The organism is Bartonella sp. HY038 (genome assembly GCF_014117425.1).
Taxonomy (GTDB): Bacteria; Pseudomonadota; Alphaproteobacteria; order Rhizobiales; family Rhizobiaceae; genus HY038.
Genome location: NZ_CP059725.1, coordinates 1,997,551 through 2,014,546 on the forward strand (window position 1 = coordinate 1,997,551; position 16,996 = coordinate 2,014,546).

Below are 16,996 nucleotides of genomic sequence, written 5' to 3' on the forward strand. Positions count from 1 at the left end.
CGTCACAGACAACATTATCATCTATGCGCAAATTCCTCCCGGCATTAGCCATTGCTTTATGTCTTTCAATTGCTTGCTCAAGAGTGTTGTCCCGTCCCGGTGGTGTATCTAAATAGCAATTCATAATATACCTATTAAATTATTTAGAGGGAGTGCTTTCTATGCACCCAGCTGTCATTGGTAGCTCATTTTTGATGGCGGATTTAATTGCTTCAACTGAATCAGCAAAGCCATTTTCAACATTAACCGCGCCTTTTAAATTAATCGTTGGAGATTCAAGCGTGATTGAATTCTCGTTGATAATAATTTTTCCGCCTGGACCGCGTATTTGTATCCCTGAGGAAGCGTCAATATTAAGATTTGCTGTCTTAACAATATAACGATCACCAATAATTATTTCATAAACGCCCTGTATTGTTTCTTTTTGATTGCGGCCAACTTCAATTAGCCTTGAAGCTCCAATCGTTTCTTTTAATATATTGCCAGTTTCAAAAACTGTATCACGCTCAACATATTGATTTAAGGTTTCACCAATATGCAGTTGTTTTGATTTACCAATTTGTGTTGACTGCTCATTTTGAACATAAATAGTTTTATTATTAGAAATATTTTCTTCATAATCATGGCCAACATATCGGGTTTCATCATGCCTGATGCGCTCTAACTTATCATTATTAATTTCAATAGTTTCATCCTTTTGGGCATAGATATAAATTTGTTCTTGGTCAGCTTCATCTTCAAAGGATATTTCGTTAAAGCCTTCGCCCTTATGTGTATCAGAACGGATAACCATTTTGGTTTTGTTTTCTGGTAACTTATAAGGCGGTTGGTTACTAGCATGATAGGTTCGCCCAGTGATAATTGGCTGATCGGGATCGCCTTCCAAAAAGTCAACAATTACTTCATGACCAATGCGTGGTAAGGCGACATGACCATATTTACCACCGCCCCAATTCATCGACACCCTTATCCAACAAGATGAATCTTCTGCCTTTGGATCTTTGTGGCGGTCCCAAGGGAAGTGAACCTTAACGCGGCCATATTGGTCGGTATGGATTTCTTCACCCTCTGGGCCAACCACTGTGGCAATCTGTGGGCCATCGATGAGTGGCTTCACCGTCTGCGGTGCGCGGTAAGGCAAATGCGATGGCTGAACACTAAAGGCATTGGCATAAACGGTGGCATTGTCTGAACCGTTATTGTTGCCTTGAATAGAAAGGTTCATACGGCGATTTAAGCTCTGGGTGAGCAGATTAGGACTATGCGATGAGGTCGTGCCAAAGCTTAAACCCGACAGCGTTGTGCCATGCAAGCCAGGTGCAACAATGCCGGTATCAGCCATACTTGCCCCTTGCGCATCCTCGCCCCACGCTTGCGGCTGCAGGCCCTCATGACGAATGGTGAGGAGCCGCCATTTTTGATTTAAACGATCATCGGGATGCTCAAACAATGTAATCGCATGACCGGTTAGCAAATGCGGTGCATTGGATACACCATAGCCAAGTGACGCATCAACACGGGTTGCTTCTAGCTTATAGCGGGTGAAGGCTTTACCGGCACTATCCTTCTTATAACGACCTGGATAATCATAAAGCTCATAATCATGCTTTTCACCATTAGGATTAGCGGTGCGTTCTTTATGCTCTTGATTGTAGACTGGTTCTTGAAGGTGTAATCGCGCTGCACAACCGTTGTGGCGCGCAATTTCTCACGATAAGAAAGCGATGAGCAAAACAATCCCTTAACTGATCCTGATGCGAGAGAATTATATTCAATCTCTTTTAAGCCTGGGCAATCATGCAAGACATTGGGCTTGTCGGAGATAATAAGCTTTAACAGCCCTTCCTTGTCATGCTCAAAGTAATAGAAAATACCTTCTTCGGCCAAAATACGCTCAACAAAACCAAGATGGCTTTCACGATATTGCACGCAATATTCCCGCGCATCATGGCTACCTTCATCAATATCCCATGTGACATTTTCAATGCCATGCTCTGAGAAGAGTTCTTTAACAATATCGCCAACTTTTTTGGTCTGGAACACACGGCAATCAGAACCATGATCCAAACGATAAAGGCTTGGCATTAAAACAAGACGATAGGCGGTACGGTGATGACCTCTGTCACCGCGCTCAGCCTCTACCACAACGCCGGAGAAATGGCGCAAGGTTTCCATATATTTATGATGCACGGTTAAAGTGCCCGGACTATCAAGCAAGGCTTGCAAATCAATATTATCATCACTGCTTGAAAGCATGACTTCTATTCTGGTCATGCCAAAGATCGCTTCATCGACCGCAAAGGCAGTGACGACAAAGGTATCATTAGGCGCTTCTTTCATCCAATAGCTAAAGGCAATATCCTGCTCTTGGAATTGTTTTGGAAGTTGCATTATTGGATTCATCTCGAAAGCCCCATTGTCTTTATTTAAAAAGTATTATTTAATTTTAATAAGCCTTAAGCACATAGCTAATGGCTTAACATCATCGGTATGACTATGCCCCGCAAAGCCATACCGATGCTTCTTCCCTCATTCATAGCTCTGATCTTATCAATGAGGGCGATAAGCAAAAGTGAAGCGTTTATTTTTTAACCCCATATAAACGCTTCATCCCTTGCCTAATGGCTTAAACCTTAGGCGCACGCCAATCGTCAGCACCTGATGTGCCTGCAACTGCATGTTCCCACTCAATCTTACGATAGCTTAAAGACACTGTTACCAATTGGGTAAAGTCTGCATTTTTTGGGTCTTGGCAATGAGGCATGTTGCAATCAATATCAACAATGATCGCATCGGTAAGCTTGGTGGTGAAGAAATGCTCTTGCTTACCTGATGTGCTGGTGCGATACCATTTAACTTCACAGGTGCTGAGCATTTCGCCTGAAGTAAGCGCATTATAAAGCAAAGGGGTTGCTTTGCTCAAAGCTGCTGTGAACTTGAAAGGCTTATGGACGCGCTGACCTGAAGGCTGACCAGATTGTGGATCACGAGGAATGGTTACAACATGATCAATGGCCTGAACAAGGATTTCGTCTTCATGGCCTTCTTGCCAGATATTGCCGATTGAATCTTCAGACGCTGCACCTTGAGTGATTGGACCCTGTGTTGTACCTTCGATTTTAATATAGGCTGGTGTTGGCATTTCTTTATCCTTTTATATAAACAAACAAACTTACATTTTAAAAACTGACGGCACTTAAATCCCCCTCAATTGAGAGCTTAAAATGATGGTAGCCAACAGTCCTGTGAGCAAAGAAAGTTCAAAGGAGAAATGAAAACCCTTGCCCACAGTAAATACAAAGCAAGTTTCATGCCAACTCGGAGCAATAACAAAAATAAAATGACAAGTGATTGAAAATAAAAAGAAAATTAAATTATCACCGTCATATATTTAATATTTAGCAAATACTAATAACTGCAAAAAATTGCAGTCTTTTTTGGCCGCAAACAGCTAAAAATGCACCTAAACATCAGAAAACAAACAGAAAAACACCCGACTGCAAGAAATTGCAGTCGACTGCAATTTTTTGCAGTAATTAGAATATTATTAATACTCTAATATAAAAAATCCTTGATATTTATCAAATATTCTTAGTGCAACCGCGGAAAACCTTAGAGAATAGCCAATCTCGCTTAATACCCTTTAAGCATTGATGTCTTCAGTGTAGTCTATCCTGCACTATTATAAATAGTTCTATCTTCATTAACCTAAACATTAAGCTCACCTGTTATTTTATCAAAAATGCTAAATAAACCGTTCCGTTTTAATCTCTAAGCTATCTAGCATTATAACCAACTTACTTTAAAAACATCATATATCGCTTTAGTTATATCCTTTGGTTGCACTGCCTTAACATTTTAGACGCTTGCCTGAAGTGTATTGATATTCATTTGGAATTTATGACAGCAGCACAAGATTTTAATGAGAGCTGCAAATTCTGATCAGTTTTTCTGATCGCATAGCAATATATTTAAACTCTTTGAGCTTACAAAAGAAATTCTCTATTAAATGCCGCTATTTATAGATTTCCAAGTCGATGATGAGCTTGTTTTTACGTCTGGTACTTTGTGCAATAACAATTTTGCTGCGTCGTTTGTTTATATCCTCAATAATCCAATTTGCACTACTGACTTTATCGGCAAGTACAGCACCAAACTAAAAATCCTTTATAAGAATTGCAATGCCAATAGTATCAAAACAATGACCTAGTAAGTGATGAAACCGTAGCAAATTGCCCAAAGCATCCCTGAAAACGAGGATCTTGGTTATCGTCCCACCCTTTGATATACCTATAGCTTGATTTTAAGTTCCCCCTTTGCGCCATATCCATTTCGATGGACTGGAACAATGATCGCATCAATCATGGCGTATTCCATATCAGTGTCGCCTGAAACGGCTTCAAATAATCGCTCTCCCTTTTGCGTGACCACGCATCAAAATACTTGAATACTGTATCAGATTTATCGAACTCTTCTGGGAAATCACGCCAAGGACTATTGGTGCGAGCCTTCTAAAGACAGCTTCAATAAATAAGCAGCTGTCGCTGCAACCAAGATCGATCTTTTTGCCCAAGTTATATAGCTCAATAAGTAACCACAATTGATCGGTAAAACTAAAGGGGCTGTACCAGATAACTGAGAAAGTTTACTGGTATAAGTATGAGAAAGAGTCGCTTATCGAAAGCTAAACAAGATCGATTGATGGAGCATTTTGTAGCATGCACAACTGCACGATGCGCAGCTGATTTAGTTGGCGTCAATTTCAAGACATCTGCCTATTATTATCAAAGACTTCGCGAGCTGATTGCCTATCAAACAGAGCAAGAAGCGAGTGAGGTTTTTGACGGTGAGATTGAGGTCGATGAGAGTTATTTTGGCGGTCACCGCAAGGGCAATCGTGGACGTGGAGCAGGTGGTAAATTTCCAGTATTTGGCCTTCTCAAGCGCGGTGGACGTGTATATACGAAGATTATTCCAGATGCATCAAGTGCCAGTTTATTGCCCATCATTAAACGCAAAGTTGTGCCCGATAGTATTGTCTATAGCGACTGTTGGCGTGGATATAATGCTTTGGATGTATCAGAGTTTAAACATTATCGCATCAACCATTCAAACTTGTTTGCAGACAAGGGAAATCACATCAACGGCATTGAGAATTTTTGGAACCAAGCCAAGCGCCATATGCGCAAATTTAATGGTATACCAAAACAGAATTTTGGACTATTTTTAAAGGAGTGTGAGTGGCGTTTCAATAACCCATCGGCCCAATCGCAATTAAGACAAATTAAACAATGCGTTAAGCAATTTATGGGTTAATTAAATGGTACAGCCCCAAACTAAAATAACATGATCTTCATCATCAAAAGATCATAAAATCAAAGTTTAAATAATGAGGCTGCCATAGATAAGGGTTAAGTTTAAGGGGCTGGCACCAACAGTTTTTTTAGGGATCTATACAAAATCGAAATTTAAATAAATATTGGCAATTTATGGAATTGATATAAAATCAATATCATAAAGTGACCAAAACAATGGCATATCCTTCTCTAAAGCCGTTCTCAAGACCGCAATATATCCGGTATTAGCTCGCTTTTCTTGCAGTTTAAGTTGTAATCTATCGCCATCATGCATATAGGCATCGTAAATACTTGCAAATTTTTCAGCCTTTTTGTCCTCTAATTGCAACCCTAAGAGCATTTGCTTAACAACGCCCTTCATCTGAAGCTCATTCATTGAACTGCCCGTTAGCCCAGCGATGTATAAAAGATTTCGACCTTTCAACCCACGTGCTTCATACTGAAAAACCAATTTATTGACTATAACATCGAATAAATTGGCAAAAATATCTTTTTGCCGCCCCGAAAATAATGACTGATTAACATTAGAAAACTCAGCGCCAACCGTTAAATGACCCAATTGTTTGCTTTCAATAAAACTATCATCAATTTTTAAGGCATTCAACTTGCTATTCCAAGTGGCCTCGAAGCGTAAATTGACATTTAAAGCCAAGTCTTTAAATCGCGGCATATCCATTTGATTGATTATCTTTTTAGGAAGTGTAAAATTATCGATTTCAAATGCAACTTTTGTTGGAATGGGTCCACTGGTTTCATAATCGTTTTTCAATGATACGTTATCAAGCTTAAAAATTTGCACGAACGCATCGTTACTATCATTTAAAAATTTTGATGGGGCATATAAAGCTAAATTGTTAATGGAAAAACTATCAATTTTTGGAAAATTCTGCCAAATTTGGGATATAAGCACTTTCGAATAATCAATATTAGCATTTTTCTTCAAACCATCCTTATCCAACAATCTAGAAAATTCGCCATCAATAAGATTGTAGAAATTAGCCAAATCTATATTTTCGGCCTGAACTTTATCAATTTGCCATTCACGAGGTAAGCTAAAAAGCACTATTGATCTTGGATGCTCCAAATCTGTAGCGACATCATCAATTTGATTGAATTGCAATGTAATCTTATTATTTTGATAGGAAATATTGCCATTTTTAATTATAAACTGATACTCCATCATACCATCTTCGAACTCTTTGACATAGTCTTCAAAATCCAAATCAACAGCTTGAACCATATCCAAAAGATAAAAATAGCTGCGCATTAATTTGATGTTTTTATAATCTGCTAAAGGATCTTCAACTAATGGTTGGCCATCTTTACCGCGCTCGACATCACTCATTGCTAAAACAGCAATTTGATTATTAATTAAATCAGCAAGGGTTTCACGATTTTGCAGTAAGAATAACCGCGATAGATTAACCTCTTCAAAATCAATACTCTGGCGACTATCGTAATAATTTATGTGACGAATATTTGCACTCTTCGCGATGGAGATAGGCGCATCTTTTTTATTGTTGTGGGGCGCGAAAAACAAATCAAAAACTTGCCAATAATTTAAATCACGAAAATTTATATGGTCGATTGATAAATTGACAGAATTATTATCGTAGCTAATCGAATTTTTGCCAATTTCAATCGCCGATCCCCAAAAATATTGCGATTGTATGATGCCTTTTGATACCATCTCAAAAGAACCTGCATCCATCGTAAATTTGATAGAATATGAGGTATTACCAATAGATGATATTAACGACATTTCCTCAAAATCAATTTGGTTAATATCCATATTGAGGAAAGAATTTATAATAGCTGGAAAATATAATAATTTAAGCGGAGATGAAGATTCTTCTTCAAATTTTAAATCAGAAATTTTTAAACTATTAAGATTAAATTCAAAACTATCCTTATAATTTATATTGCTTATATCAAAATCAAATCGGCTATTATTTTTAGGTATAATCAGCAAGGTTTCGATATTAATTTTTGCGCTATGACCAACTGCAAGATAGGCGTTTTTAATGCTTATTACGCCGTCATCACGCTCCTCCACATGGTCGAAATATAAACCATTTTGCTTCAAAAAGGTAAGCATTGGTTGGGTTTTTTGTGTTGCTGCATGCGAAAATTGATAACAAAAAGCAGCGAGTAGAAAAAAGGCTACAAACGATAAGCGCATCAATTTGAAAAACACGAATAAACCTAGGTAACAATCGTTTAAATTATACTGCAATCTTAGCATTTGCTTCCCCTTCATTCCACCAAGCAAAACAATAACGTTGAAAGCATAAAAAAACCATTGGTATGTTGAAATTTTAACAACACACCAATGGCTATTCAACGCCTTTAAAACTGTTTTATTTTACAGTGACGGCAATATCAAATAGTGACCATAATGGATCAAGGTTATTGCTTAAATCCATCATAGCTAAACCTGGGATCCCAACACCAAAATTAGTTTTTGACTTTGCATCAAAAGCAATAACACCGCCATTGTTGATAAACTTTGCGATAGGCGCAACGACGCTAGCACGATTTTCACCATCTTCGATATAATTTTGCATGGTAGGAACCAAGCTTGAAATCAAACCATAGCCAACTTCTTCGACAGAACTGCCCTCTTCTTTTGCTACGCGTTCTTTAAAGGCGCTAAGCTTTCCCTTATCGTCAATGCTAATTTTAAAATCTTTTACAGTTAAACCCGATGCGGCAGCTGCCATTTCTATCATATTACCTGAAAACAGATATGGCTGTACTTGACCAATGGTTGCGCTTGCATCTACACGACCGAAAACATTTGTTTCTAAAAAACTATCATGAAGTAAAATTTGTTTTTTTTCTTCATCCCAGTCAGCTTTAATGTGTGTAGATAACTTTAAGAATCCATCACTTAAGCCAAGGCTCTCCGGCAAATAAATAAAGTTTTTGACGAATTGCTGGTAATTAGCAATCTTAAAATCAATAGATGTTGGGATTGGACCAGATACCGCATATTTATGGTTAAGCGATATTTCATCAAATTTAACTACAGCTTCTACGGTTGGTACCTTTATATCAAAGTCCTTTATTTCAAAGCGTTCAATTCTGGGATAAATCTTACCAGCATTAGTCCATACTCCCAACCAATACTGTTTACTATCGTCAGGAACCCTTTCAAGTTTCGATAATTTATCTAGCTCAGTAATAGCAAAACCATATAGAGATGAAAAATCTACGCCGACAAAGCCAATCAGTCCTATTTTAGCTTTCAGCAATTCATCACTATCTTCTGCTGAAGATTTACCATTGACCATAATTCCCTTATATTGAAGCGCAACATTAAAAGGTTTATAGTCGAGTGACATTTCATCAACATTCATCTCTAGCCATAGACCTGGAGAGTGCTGGTGATTAGATAAATTTTTACCGACTTGCTTAGTAGGACCGACCATTTCGATTAGATAAAGGCTATCGCGTATTAAACCAAATAATTTTGGATAACTGACATCATATTTTTCACCTTTTTCACTCGCATTATAAAACGCGCGTGTCAGCTCAATCCAATCATCAACCACATCAACTGGTGCTTTTTGACCGTACCGCAAAGAAATACCATCGATAGTTACCTCTTCAATGGTTTGACCTTGGATAATATATCCAGCGGTGGCTTGCTCAGTGTTATAATTTTTATATGTAATAGAGCCTGATACTTTTTCATAAGGCTGATCAGGCTTATCATTGTTAATAAACCACATTAACATTTGCAATCGCAAATTGTTATCCTGGGCTTCAATATGCTCAAGAGACGATGTCTGCTTAATCTGCGACACCGCCTCATTGTCAATGAAAATGTCGGCCGTCATTTCATATTGATCAATAATTTGCGTGCCAACTATGCCTTTATAATAATCGAGAAGCTGGTATTTTTTAAAATGAAACTCAGCTCCTATTCCCACTTCATCCATTGAAAAAGCTATTTTAACCGCTGAATTATCAACGACCATTGATTTAAAATCATTGCTTAGTAAATGCAAGGCAAAGGGCGTCATCCTGTCCTTGAGACGAGCATCGAAAACATCCTTACTCAGCTTATAACCAGTTATGGAAATAGTAGGTAAAGCAACTTCTACAATCTCACCTTTATAGCTGACATTTTTTAGGGTTAAATCCAGCAAACCATCATCTTTGAGTGCTACATCAAAGCTTTCAACATTAAGCTGCGTAGTTGCACTAACTTGCAATTTTGGCTCAACAAGAGAATAGGTTTTATCAGAATTTTTCTTCCATTCCTTAAATACGACCCCCTGCTCTTTCAATTGTTCAAAAACAGCATTTATTTTCTTTTGCTGCAAGCCAAGATAATAGTAGATGCCGCCGCCTATTAATAGAACAAGAATAATAAGGGTGACAATAAGTTTGCCCTTATTTCCTTTATTCTTATTGTCTGTGATACCCTCTTTGGACATATTCCCAACCCTATTTAATTGTCACAAATTGTTAAACTCTCATTGCAAGATCATTTAACTGCAAGTAATTTATCGCCGTTCTGAAATGATCTTAAAGCTTGCTTGACATAGTGCATTTATTTTTAAAAATAGAAATAAACAAAGGGCGTTATACACATGAAATTATGTCTTTTTAAACTTTTATTTCTGCAATAAATTTTAAATCTATTCTATTATTCTTCTGCGCTTTTAGTTGTTTCAAGGGCGCTCACAACATCACTATAAAACTCCACCAAGGGTGGGCGAATATTATGAGCAAGCATTTCCTTGCGCAGTGCAATAGAAGCACCGCAGATTATCAATCTCATCTGGCGTTTTTTAGCCGTTTGCGCTAGATTTTCAAGTATATGCGCCCCTGTTGCATCAAGCAATGGCACTGCGGAAAAGTCAAGTATCATTACCTTATAGCTATCAGCGATTTTATCAAGCACCGAGCCAATATTAGCGGCGGCGCCAAAGAAAAAAATGCCAGAAATATGGTAGATAACAACTTCATTATTCAAACGACTATCATCATAGGGCCGAGGCGTACTATTAGCACCATCTACTCTATCTTCGCCCACAAAGGGAACATCCATTTCAACCTTGCTTAGGCTTGACATTCGTTGAATAAATAATAGCGCGCCAAGTGCAAAGCCAATAATAATGGCTTCCGCCAATCCCCAAAATATGGTTAGTAAAAAAGTGACCGTCAAAATAAAAGCTTCGCCCTTTGATGCGATAAATAAGGTTTTTATCGCACCACGCTCGATCATATTCCAAGACACAATGGCAAGTACGCCAGCAAGCGCCGCGAGCGGAATATAGCTAATGAGCTGAGCTGCAAACAGTATAAACATCAAGATAAAAATGGCATGCATGATACCAGCCATTGGCCCATGAGCACCTGCGCGAATATTAGTAGCAGTGCGTGCAATGGTACCGGTGACACAAATACCATGAAAAAACGCCGTAATAATATTGGCAAAGCCCTGCCCTACTAATTCACAATTAGAGCGATGGTGGCGTCCACTCATGCCATCGGCAACCACTGCCGATAACAGCGATTCAATCGCCCCAAGCAAAGCAAAAGTAATGGCTGCCGGCAATATCTCGACCATTTTATCAATCGAAAAAACTGGCATCATCGGCATTGGTAACTGCGATGGCATAGCACCAAAGCGGCTACCAACCGTTGCAACATCAAGCGCACCCCAAAAAGCCGCAAAACTTGCCAATGCAATTGCTATGAGCATTCCTGGCCAATGAGGGCGCCATTTTTTCAAAGCAATAATAATAATGATTGTGAGCGCGCAAAGGGCAAAGCTTTGAACATTAAAAGTTGTTATTACGTTATATATTGCCGCCATTTTTGCAATGATCGGGCTTGGCTCTCCTCCCTGCAACTCTAAGCCCAATATATTAATCAATTGGCTGCAGAAAATTATCACGCCAATGCCGGCGGTAAAGCCGATTGTTACGGGATAGGGAATAAATTTAATATAGGTACCAAGACGTGCATAGCCCATAATGGCTAAAAATACTCCGGACATTAGCATCGCCAGTAATAGTCCATCCATGCCATGCTCGTTAATTGTGGTGGCGACCACGACAATGAAAGCGCCTGCAGGCCCACCAATTTGAAAGCGACTGCCGCCAAGCAATGAGACAAAAAAACCGCCGATAATAGAAGTATAAAGCCCTTGAATAGGCGAAGCGCCAGACGCAATGGCAATGGCAATAGAAAGCGGCAAAGCAACGATAGCAACGGTTAAGCCAGCTAAAGCATCAGCTTTGAAGTTGCTAAAACTATACCCTTCACGCAAAACCGTAATAAATTTTGGTGTAAACATTTGCCAAAAAATAGAACTTTGCTTTGAGCCATCATTATTAGATTTATGATTATCTATCCCCTGCCCCGACATTAGCTTTCCCCCTCAAGCCATAAAATTGCCGACCAACTTTCCATAATACTATAGCATTTTTAAAAAACTGTGAAGCGATCTTTAAAAAACGCACATTTGCTATCAGTAAAAAATATGCCAAATATTTTTAAATTTTCGGCGATCGCCCATCAACCCAACGGATTGTAAATGGCGATTTCATCGCCTAATCAAAGCTTCGCAAATAATCCTTTACAACTAATGAGATATGATATCCTCATCAGAGGCTCTTTAAAAAGATGATATGTCCTGCACCATTTCAAAACTTAAATCAAAACGAGCGAGGTATTTGCGTAAGCGGTCGGCATCATTGCCAGTTTTTTTCTGCGTTCTCGAAACGGCAAATAGTGCCCTTCCCGCTTCACTAATAGTTTTATAACGCTTACATTCGCGCACGACAAAATCAAGCTGCGGAATATCAAATGGATCAATCATCGCCAATTTATCCTCGCCTAAAACAGTTGCAAGCAATTGTTGATCTTTGTCCAAATTATCACGGCTCCAACTATATTTTAACCGCTTAATTTCCTCCGATACTGTTTGCTCAGTAATGCGCGACTGCGGTGCAAGGGTTGACATGCGCAAAACTGCTGCCCACAAGTCACGAAAATTACCGCACCACTCGGCATTGCCAGACATGGCAAAATCTAAAAACAAATTACGTGCTTCTTTATTAAAAGTAACTTTTCGCCCCTCATCTCGCTGATAATTATCAAGCTCATAATCAAGATTAGGCTCAATATCTTCACGGCGATTTTTTAATGCAGGCAATTCAAAAGTCCAAAGGTTAAGCCTTGCATATAAATCTTCTCTAAATCGACCTTTCGTTACCTCTTCACGCAAATCTCGATTAGTGCCGGCAATGAGTTGAAAATCTGATTGGGTTTCAACATCGGCGCCAACTGCAAAAAACCGCTTTTCTTCAATAGCACGCAAACACATAGCTTGTTCATCAAGCCCAAGTTCGCCAATTTCGTCTAAAAACAAAAGTCCTTGATCGGCGGCTTTCATCAAACCTTGGCGGCTGCTAGCTGCCCCTGTAAAAGCACCTTTCTGGTGGCCAAACAAGGTTGACATTGCTTGATCGCCGCGCAAGGTAGCGCAATTCACTTCGATAAGTGAACCTTCAACCTGACGCTGCATTTTCTTTAATTCATAAATGCGTCGCGCAAGGCGTGATTTACCCGCGCCCGTTGGCCCAGTTAACAAAATTGGTGCTTTTGAGCGAATAGCCACTTTTTCTATTTCGTCTATAATATTATTAAAAGCATCGTTACGGGTAGCAATGCCTGACTTTAGAAAAGATGTCGCCGATTGGCGCTCCTGCGCAAAACGCCGCGCAATTATGTCATAGCGCGATAAATCAAGATCGATAATTGAATAAGAACCAATAGAGCTTCTATTGCCACTTTCATCCCTCAAAGACGGCGAAAGCTGTAACAAACGCCCCGGAATTGTGCGTGTCTCCGTGAGCAAAAACCAGCAAATCTGCGCAACATGGGTACCGGTAGTGATATTTACATAATAGTCTTCATTTTCAAGATCAAAATCATAATTGGTAACAATGGAGCGTAATTGCTCATAGACCTCAGCAAAATCCCAAGGATTTTTAATGTCGACAAAATTTTGAATGACTTTTGTCTTGGGTGAAATCTCAGCAATATCCTTAATAATAACTTCGGCGAGCTGGTTATCATTACTGTGATTGATCATCTCTATCCGATCAACAGGAAAATCAACCTGCTGACAAAGCGCAACCGTTGGCCGCCATTTTGACCAGCGTTTTGCAAAAGCACCAATATCAAGGGTTGTACCAAGAACTGAAAAGATAACCGTTTTTTTATCCATAATTATAAATCTTTATAAAAAAATATCACTGATAATATTATGCCCGTTTTAACACAAAAAGGAATACAATATTTTTACAAAAATATTTTAGCAATAAAATCAATAAGATAAAAAATAAATTTTTGGTTTTCAGTTATTTTATCGAAGTTGGCACGCCTTATGCTGAGTCAATAGGTGCAGGCAAGATAATTTAACCAAATACCTTGTCAGAATGTCAATAATAATAAGCATGAAAAAAGCCATGCTGAAAATAAAGAGGAAATACAATGGCAAACTTTAAACTTTTTGCTTCCCTACGCGGAAAACTTGTTCCTGCAACCAATAGCCATAACCATCATGGCGCACCAGCCTATGAGCTTTCACCAAATGAAGCCTTGGCACAGCTTGCAGTGACTGGCACCTTTAACAATACATTTTACGCCAATGGCTGCGACCAGTTGGATAAGATTTTAGAACTTAGCGAAAAAGTTGACGCGGAGTTTCTTGCAAAAACTGCCATCTATGCTTTTGAAAAAGGCTTGATGAAAGATATGCCTGCTTTATTGCTCGCAATTCTTTCTAAAAACGAGAGCACTTATTTCAACCAAGTATTTAAAAGGGTTATCCGCAATGGTAAGATGCTGCGTAATTTCGTGCAAATTATGCGCTCTGGCACCATTGGTCGTAAATCACTTGGTACTCGCCCTAAACGGCTTGTGCAAGAATGGCTTGAAAATGCCAGCGACATTGAAATTTTGCGTGCCAATATAGGAAATAAACCTTCGCTTGCTGATGTCATCAAAATGGTGCATCCGCGCCCAAAGGATAAATCACGAGAAGCACTTTATGCCTATATTATGGGAAAACCTTATAATATTGACGAACTTCCAGCTATTGTCCGTGAGTTTGAGGAATTTAAGTTAAACCAAACTGGCAAAGTGCCAGAAGTGCCTTTCCAAATGTTGACCTCGCTTAACCTTACTAAGGAGCATTGGGCAGAAATTGCCTACCATGCCGGATTTCAAATGCTGCGGCAAAACCTTAACACTTTTTTACGTCATGACGTATTCTCAGTGCCTGGTTTTACGCACTTTATCGCGGGTCGCCTTTGTGATGAAAATGAAATTCGCAAGGCTCGCGTTTTTCCCTATCAGCTCATGACAACCTATCTTATGGCTGATAAGGCACTACCAGGCATGGTAAAAGATGCATTACAAGCAGCTATGGAAATAGCTCTTGATAATGTGCCTAAGCTAAACGGCTATGTCGTGCTATGCCCTGACGTTTCGGGGTCAATGTCATCGCCCATTACTGGCTATCGCCACGGCGCAACTTCAGTTGTGCGATGCATTGACGTTGCAGCATTAATATCGGCAGCAATTATGCGTAAAAACAAATACGCGCGTATAATGCCCTTTGAATTTGATGTTGTTGATATTGAACTCAATGCTCGCGACAGCATTATGACCAATGCCAAAAAACTTAGCAGCATTGGTGGTGGTGGCACAAATTGTTCCGCTCCACTTAAAACATTGAATGTAGAAAATGCAAAGCCCGATGTCGTTATCATGATTTCTGACAATGAATCATGGGTGGATGCCAATAATTTAACTCGATCAGGTCCAACCAAGATGATGGAAGAATGGGCCAAGATTAAAAATCGCAACCCAGATGCAAAGTTAATATGTCTCGACATACAACCTTACATCACAACACCTGCAGCAAATTTTGATGGTGTTTTCAATATTGGTGGATTTTCCGATGCAGTGTTTACACTTATCGGAATTCTGACAAAACAACAGGAAATAGAGCAATGGACAAAAATGATTGATGCAATCGAGCTATAAGCATTAACAATATGCTATCTTCAGCTAGCAACTATAAGCTGAAGATAGCATAAAATCAGCCAAGCATTACAAATGGCCATAATCATCAAGTTTTAAACAAAGCTTGAAATGGTCTTTTATACCCTTAACACAAATCTTTGTTTTCATTTATTTTTTTAAAATAATACTTTACAAAACAAAAAATAAATGCTAAAAAAGACTCACCAAATTAAATTCATGGCAAATGCCAGTGGAACTACATTAGGTCGCGGGTTAAAGTCCCACCTTGTTCATATACATGAACATGAGCTCAGAAAGAGAGTGCAGACTACTGTTTCACTACAAACTTGTTGCTATCATTTTTATTAAACTTTAGATATGACAAATGCCGACGGAACTACATTCCAAGATCTAGGTCGCAGGTTCAAATCCTGCCAAGCCCGACATTATGGGCTTGTAGCTCAGTGTTAGAGCGAGATAGTTTGTTTCGTTACTTCCTTGTTGTCATAGCAATACAAATTTCATTTTTGATATTTGTGGCGAATGCAGAATAAGAATACATTTTTGTTCTATACGTAAATCTCTTATTCACTCCTTGTCGCCACAACTTCATTTTGCCATAGCAAATGCCGATGGAACTACATCTGGTAAAGCTTATAGATGTGAACCTTTGGCTCTCATATCAAAGCGAAGCAGTTCGAATCTGCCCTATTTCAGTGCTAACATACCACTTTTGGAATAGGAATATTTCATCAATCCTTGTTGCTGTGGCTTTTAATATTGCCCCATATTGTCTCCACTGTATCATTTAACAAAAGTTAAGCTAACAATTGCAAAGATTAATAGGTTTTAAAGTACAAAGCTAATAATAAGCAAAGCAGTGGATAATAAATCAATACACAAAAATTTCCTAATATTTGGCATAATCTTTTAAAAATAAGGGCGACTTCAAATATGAAGCCGCCCCAAAACTTTAATCATAAATCAAGATTATAGATTATTGTTTGTTTTCAACCGAGCCGTCACCAAAATGACGACCTTCTTTTGGTGGGGCTTTCGTTTCTACTGGTGAGCCGTCCTTTTGGCCTTCAACATAAGAATTTTCTTGTGAGCCATCGCCAAAATGACGACCTTCTTTTGGTGGAGCTTTCGTTTCTACTGGAGAACCATCTTTCTGGCCCTCAACATATGTATTTTCTTTGGAACCACCATTTATGGTACGCTCTGCTGCAAAAACATTGCTTGCAGCTAATGACAACATTGCAACTGATACTAATAAAAGCTTTTTCATTATCTTCGTCCTCGTTTTACCGCTAATATTTTAGCGAAAATTTCAAAATATTATCTAACAATATCTAGGACGGTATCAAGGAAGGTCAAGATCGTCTAATCAAATAATATTGTATTTATAAAGGGATAGATAAATTAAATGTTACTAAGCATTTTTAGTCTGCCATATTTTTACAAGCCTTTGAATTGGTGTTTTCCACTTTTTGCAAGATAAGATTTCAATAAACTAAATTTCCATTTCAATAACATTTGAAACAATTTATTTTTACTATTGGCCAGTGAGCATT

At 38.7% G+C, this 16,996-nt stretch carries 11 protein-coding genes and 1 pseudogene; 2 read left to right on the forward strand and 10 right to left on the reverse strand.

Annotation, left to right across the window (positions count from 1 at the left end; all coding sequences use genetic code 11):
- Window positions 1-139 precede the first annotated feature (139 nt).
- The 5 genes and pseudogenes from H3299_RS08640 to H3299_RS08655 all read right to left on the reverse strand — a co-directional run bounded on the left by H3299_RS08640 (window position 140) and on the right by H3299_RS08655 (window position 4,431).
- Window positions 140-1,342, reverse strand: a complete 1,203-nt coding sequence (locus H3299_RS08640; RefSeq protein ID WP_182419712.1) for a type VI secretion system tip protein TssI/VgrG — start codon at window positions 1,340-1,342, stop codon at window positions 140-142.
- A gap of 99 nt (window positions 1,343-1,441) precedes the next feature.
- A pseudogene (locus H3299_RS15730) lies at window positions 1,442-1,579 on the reverse strand (hypothetical protein); the annotation flags it as partial.
- Entirely contained in the window at window positions 1,528-2,403 is an 876-nt protein-coding gene (locus H3299_RS08645; protein ID WP_182417287.1) for a type VI secretion system tip protein TssI/VgrG, read from the reverse strand. The gene H3299_RS08645 and the pseudogene H3299_RS15730, both read right to left, overlap by 52 nt.
- Before the next feature lie 223 nt (window positions 2,404-2,626).
- Window positions 2,627-3,142: an Hcp family type VI secretion system effector gene (locus H3299_RS08650; RefSeq protein ID WP_182417288.1), complete on the reverse strand. Its 516-nt coding sequence runs from the start codon at window positions 3,140-3,142 to the stop codon at window positions 2,627-2,629.
- 1,148 nt (window positions 3,143-4,290) lie between these two features.
- Window positions 4,291-4,431: a transporter gene (locus tag H3299_RS08655; protein WP_182417289.1), complete on the reverse strand. Its 141-nt coding sequence runs from the start codon at window positions 4,429-4,431 to the stop codon at window positions 4,291-4,293.
- A gap of 228 nt (window positions 4,432-4,659) precedes the next feature.
- Between H3299_RS08655 and H3299_RS08660 the strand changes: the two genes are divergently transcribed.
- Window positions 4,660-5,316 (forward strand): IS1595 family transposase, encoded by a 657-nt coding sequence (locus tag H3299_RS08660; RefSeq protein WP_182417290.1) that lies wholly within the window; start codon window positions 4,660-4,662, stop codon window positions 5,314-5,316.
- A gap of 171 nt (window positions 5,317-5,487) precedes the next feature.
- On the opposite strand, the gene H3299_RS08665 is transcribed toward H3299_RS08660, so the two are convergent.
- The 4 genes from H3299_RS08665 to rtcR form a co-directional block, all read right to left on the reverse strand.
- Entirely contained in the window at window positions 5,488-7,455 is a 1,968-nt protein-coding gene (locus tag H3299_RS08665) for a hypothetical protein (protein ID WP_182417291.1), read from the reverse strand.
- A 262-nt stretch (window positions 7,456-7,717) separates the two neighbouring features.
- The gene (locus H3299_RS08670) at window positions 7,718-9,805 is read right to left on the reverse strand and encodes a hypothetical protein (RefSeq protein ID WP_182417292.1); all 2,088 of its coding nucleotides are present in this window, start codon (window positions 9,803-9,805) and stop codon (window positions 7,718-7,720) included.
- A gap of 212 nt (window positions 9,806-10,017) precedes the next feature.
- A complete protein-coding gene (locus H3299_RS08675; protein ID WP_371739841.1) occupies window positions 10,018-11,676 on the reverse strand; it encodes a SulP family inorganic anion transporter in 1,659 nt (552 codons plus the stop codon).
- A gap of 321 nt (window positions 11,677-11,997) precedes the next feature.
- Window positions 11,998-13,614, reverse strand: a complete 1,617-nt coding sequence (gene rtcR, locus H3299_RS08680) for an RNA repair transcriptional activator RtcR (protein ID WP_182417294.1) — start codon at window positions 13,612-13,614, stop codon at window positions 11,998-12,000.
- 266 nt (window positions 13,615-13,880) lie between these two features.
- On the opposite strand from rtcR, the gene H3299_RS08685 reads away from it, so the two are divergent.
- Window positions 13,881-15,440, forward strand: a complete 1,560-nt coding sequence (locus H3299_RS08685) for an RNA-binding protein (RefSeq protein ID WP_182417295.1) — start codon at window positions 13,881-13,883, stop codon at window positions 15,438-15,440.
- Window positions 15,441-16,416: 976 nt separating this feature from the next.
- Here the strand turns inward: H3299_RS08685 and H3299_RS08690 are convergent.
- Complete coding sequence (locus H3299_RS08690) at window positions 16,417-16,710, reverse strand: hypothetical protein (protein ID WP_182417296.1); 294 nt, start codon at window positions 16,708-16,710, stop codon at window positions 16,417-16,419.
- Window positions 16,711-16,996: the final 286 nt, after the last annotated feature.

Excerpts from the sequence above, each read along its gene's own strand:
- H3299_RS08640 (WP_182419712.1), bottom strand. The coding sequence starts at position 1,342 with ATGGCTGATACCGGCATTGTTGCACCTGGCTTGCATGGCACAACGCTG.
- H3299_RS08645 (WP_182417287.1), bottom strand. The coding sequence starts at position 2,403 with ATGAATCCAATAATGCAACTTCCAAAACAATTCCAAGAGCAGGATATT.
- H3299_RS08650 (WP_182417288.1), bottom strand. The coding sequence starts at position 3,142 with ATGCCAACACCAGCCTATATTAAAATCGAAGGTACAACACAGGGTCCA.
- H3299_RS08660 (WP_182417290.1), top strand. The coding sequence starts at position 4,660 with ATGAGAAAGAGTCGCTTATCGAAAGCTAAACAAGATCGATTGATGGAG.
- H3299_RS08665 (WP_182417291.1), bottom strand. The coding sequence starts at position 7,455 with ATGCTTACCTTTTTGAAGCAAAATGGTTTATATTTCGACCATGTGGAG.
- H3299_RS08670 (WP_182417292.1), bottom strand. The coding sequence starts at position 9,805 with ATGTCCAAAGAGGGTATCACAGACAATAAGAATAAAGGAAATAAGGGC.
- H3299_RS08675 (WP_371739841.1), bottom strand. The coding sequence starts at position 11,676 with ATGTTTACACCAAAATTTATTACGGTTTTGCGTGAAGGGTATAGTTTT.
- rtcR (WP_182417294.1), bottom strand. The coding sequence starts at position 13,614 with ATGGATAAAAAAACGGTTATCTTTTCAGTTCTTGGTACAACCCTTGAT.
- H3299_RS08685 (WP_182417295.1), top strand. The coding sequence starts at position 13,881 with ATGGCAAACTTTAAACTTTTTGCTTCCCTACGCGGAAAACTTGTTCCT.
- H3299_RS08690 (WP_182417296.1), bottom strand. The coding sequence starts at position 16,710 with ATGAAAAAGCTTTTATTAGTATCAGTTGCAATGTTGTCATTAGCTGCA.